Annotated in this window: 2 protein-coding genes; one reads left to right on the top strand and one right to left on the bottom strand. The window is 64.3% G+C overall.

Annotation, left to right across the window (positions count from 1 at the left end; genetic code table 11):
* The coding region (locus tag FM101_RS13815) for an acetate--CoA ligase (protein ID WP_143269300.1) at positions 1 to 1,898 on the top strand (1,898 nt) is incomplete at its 5' end.
* Here the strand turns inward: FM101_RS13815 and FM101_RS13810 are convergent.
* Positions 1,899 to 3,401 carry an alanine/glycine:cation symporter family protein gene (locus tag FM101_RS13810; RefSeq protein WP_087000665.1) on the bottom strand — a complete coding sequence of 501 codons (1,503 nt, stop codon included), beginning with the start codon at positions 3,399 to 3,401 and terminating at the stop codon, positions 1,899 to 1,901.
* Between the last annotated feature and the right edge of the window lie 99 nt (positions 3,402 to 3,500).

Raw genomic sequence — 3,500 nt, 5'->3', positions numbered from 1 at the left:
AGGTCTTCCCTATTTCAACTACCCCGGAGCGTTACCAACGTCCGTGGTCAATACAGCTAGCCCGTCGGGGCCCCGAACTGCGCTGGTTCGAGGGCGGGAAACTCAATGCGGCGGTGAACTGCGCCGACCGCCACGCGGCCTCCGGCCGGGGCGAGAAGGTGGCCTTGCATTTCGAAGGCGAACCCGGGGACCGCCGCACTGTCACCTACGCCGAACTGACCGAACTCGTCGCCCAGGCTGCCAACGCCTTGACCGCGCTGGGCATCGGTGTCGGGGACCGCGTGGTCATCTACCTGCCGGTGCTGGTGGAAACCGTCGTCATCACCCTGGCCTGCGCCCGGATCGGTGCGGTGCATTCGCTGGTCTTCGGCGGCTTCTCTGCCGAGGCCCTACGTTTCCGAGTTGAAGATACCGGGGCGAAACTTCTGGTCACCACGGACGGCCAGTTCCGCCGGGGCACAGCAGTGCCGGTGAAGGACAATGCCGATGTCGCGGTCGCCGGGGACAACGCCATCGAACATGTTCTGGTCATCCGCCGCACCGGCAGTGAGATCGCCTGGACCGAAGGCCGGGATCTGTGGTGGCACGAAACGGTGGAAACCCAACCGCGCACCCACGCGGCCGAGGCCTTCGACGCCGAGACGCCACTGTTCATCATGTACACCTCGGGGACCACCGGGAAGCCCAAAGGTCTGGTGCACACCACCGGCGGCTACCTGACCCAGGCCTCCTGGAGCCATGAGTTCCTCTTCAGCCATCCGGACCCCGGCCAACGGGACCTGGACGTGCACTGGTGCACCGCCGATCTGGCCTGGGTCACCGCCCACACCTACGAGATCTACGGACCGCTGTCCAACGGTGTCACCCAGGTCATCTACGAGGGGGTGCCCAATACCCCACATCCGGGCCGGCACTTCGAGATCATCGAACGTTACTCCGTGACCAGTTACTACACGGCCCCCACGCTGGTGCGCTCGCTCATGGGATGGTTCCCGGACGGCATCCCCGCCGATCACGACCTCTCTTCCATCCGGATGGCCGGCACCGTTGGCGAGGCGGTCAATCCCGAGGCGTGGCGTTGGCTGCGCACCCAGGTCGGCCGCGATTCCCTGGTCCCCGGTGAGCCCAACACCGGCATCCCGATGGTCGACACGTGGTGGCAATCCGAAACCGGTGCCACGGTCCTCTCCCCCCGCACCACCGACAAGGACTTCAAGCCCGGCTGTGGCACGCGCGCCCTGCCCGGGGTGACCACCGACATCGTGGACGACGCCGGCGCCCGGGTCCCTGCCAACGTCCAGGGCAATATCGTGCTCACCGCCACCGGGCCGGGAATGGCCCGCACCGTCTGGGGCAACCCGGAACGCTACTTCACCAGCTATTGGCAGAAGTACGCCGCGCAGGGCTGGTTCCTCGCCGGTGACGGCGCGAAGTACGACGACGACGGCGACACGTGGATCCTGGGGCGTACCGATGATGCCGTGAATATTTCGGGTCACCTGCTTTCGACCATCGAGATCGAATCGGCGTTGGTTTCCCATCCGGGGGTCGTCGAGGCGGGGGTCTGCCCGACCGTCGATGCCACGACCGGCCATGCGGCAACGGCCTTCGTCGTGCCCCGCGACAGGGCGCTCCTCGGCGGCGTCACCAGTTCCGGGTCGACGCCCTCGCAACTGGCCGCCGCGGCCGCACTCCGCGCCCACGTGGCAACCCAGATCGGCCCGATCGCCAAACCGCGCGACGTCATCTTCGTGCCCGACGTGCCCAAGACGCGGTCGGGGAAGATCATGCGCCGGCTGCTGACCCAACTGTTCGAGGGAACCGCCTTGGGTGATACAACGAGCCTGCAGAACGAAGAGTGCCTGCCCGCCCTGGAACGGATCTGTTCGGCCCGCTGATCATTCGGTGTCCGACACCGACACCTTCCGTTGGTATCCGCGCTGGGTCAGATGGTCACTGACGTCCTCTTCGGTCCAGCAATCAATGTTCTTGATTTCCGGCATATCGGTGGCCAGGAAGACCGGGTCCAGCCCCTGGGCCCGCTGGGCGTTGTAATGGCGCAGGAGCTTGAGCGCTGTCGGCGCCAGAATCGTGATCACCACCAGGTTGATCATCGCAATGAACACCATCGTGACCCCCGCCAGTGACCAGGCCAGGTCAACGGAGATGACGGCGCCGAGGAAGACGACGGCGGTGACGGCCAGCGCGAAGAGGGTCCGCACCCGCTTATTGCGGGTGATGAAGTTGACGTTGGCTTCCCCGTAGGAGAAGTTGCCCAGCACCGAGGTGAAGGCCAGCAGGAACATGATCACCGCCAGGGCGATCGCCGCCCACGCCCCCAGGTTGCCGACCAGGGATTCCTGCACCATCACCAGGCCTTCTCCGCCCTGACCGAGGTCGGGGAAGGCAATGAGAACGATGAACGCGGTGATCGAGCAGATGAGCAGCGTGTCGAAATAGACGCCCAGCGTCTGGGTCAACCCCTGTTTCACCGGGTGGCTGACCGAGGCGGTGGCCGCAACGTTGGGAACGGAGCCCATACCGGCTTCGTTGGAAAGCATGCCGCGCTGGACACCCTGGACGATGGCCACGCCGATGCCGCCACCGACGGCTGCCTTGACGTTGAAGGCCCCATCGACGATCTGGCCGATGACGCGAGGGAGTTCTTCGATGTTCATGAGCACGATCACGAGGCCGAAGCTGACGTAGATCAGTGCCATCAACGGCACGAGGTTCTGGGCGACGAAGGCGACGCGGCGCATCCCGCCCAAGACGATGACGGCGGTCATGGTCGCGAGCACCAGCCCGAGGACCCAGGGAAGCCAGGTCACTGACTCGGGGTCCGTATAGGCGCCGACCGCACCACTGACGGCATCGACAATGGTGTTGGACTGCAGCGAGGTGAAGGCCAGCGCGAAGCAGAAGATAAACAGGGTTGCGAAGAAAACGCCGAAGCCACGGCTCCCCAGACCGCGATGAATGTAGAAGGCCGGCCCACCCTTATACGTGTCTTCACCGCGGGTCTTATAGAGCTGGGCCAGCGTGGACTCGATGAAGCTCGCGGAACTGGTGAACAGGGCCATGATCCACATCCACATCACGGCGCCCGGCCCGCCGATGAATAGTGCGCCCGCCACACCTGAGACGTTGCCGGTCCCGACGCGGGCTGCCGCCGAGACGATGAAAGCCTGGAACGCCGACAGCGATTTCGTGTTCCTGTCCTCGTCGCGCTGCGCCTTTTCCGTGATCGATTTGAACATGGCCGGCAGCATGCGGAACTGAACGGCCTTGGTTCGAAAGGTGAAGTAGATGGCCAAGACGACGACGACGGGCATGCCGATGAAGGTCCATAGCCAACCTTCGGAGGTACCGAGCCAGTCATTCAGGTTCGCGAGAGTCATTGAAAAACCGTATCAGAACCTGTGGCGCACATCACTGACCTAGTTGTACTGATCAGGGACGTTAGTTAAACGATTGATGGGTGGCTGGTTCCCGATAGC

The organism is Arthrobacter rhombi, assembly GCF_900163545.1.
In the GTDB taxonomy this organism is placed as follows: Bacteria; Actinomycetota; Actinomycetes; order Actinomycetales; family Micrococcaceae; genus Arthrobacter_H; species Arthrobacter_H rhombi_A.
Note: the sequence above shows the minus strand (reverse complement) of the source record. Positions and strands in the feature narration are given on the sequence as shown.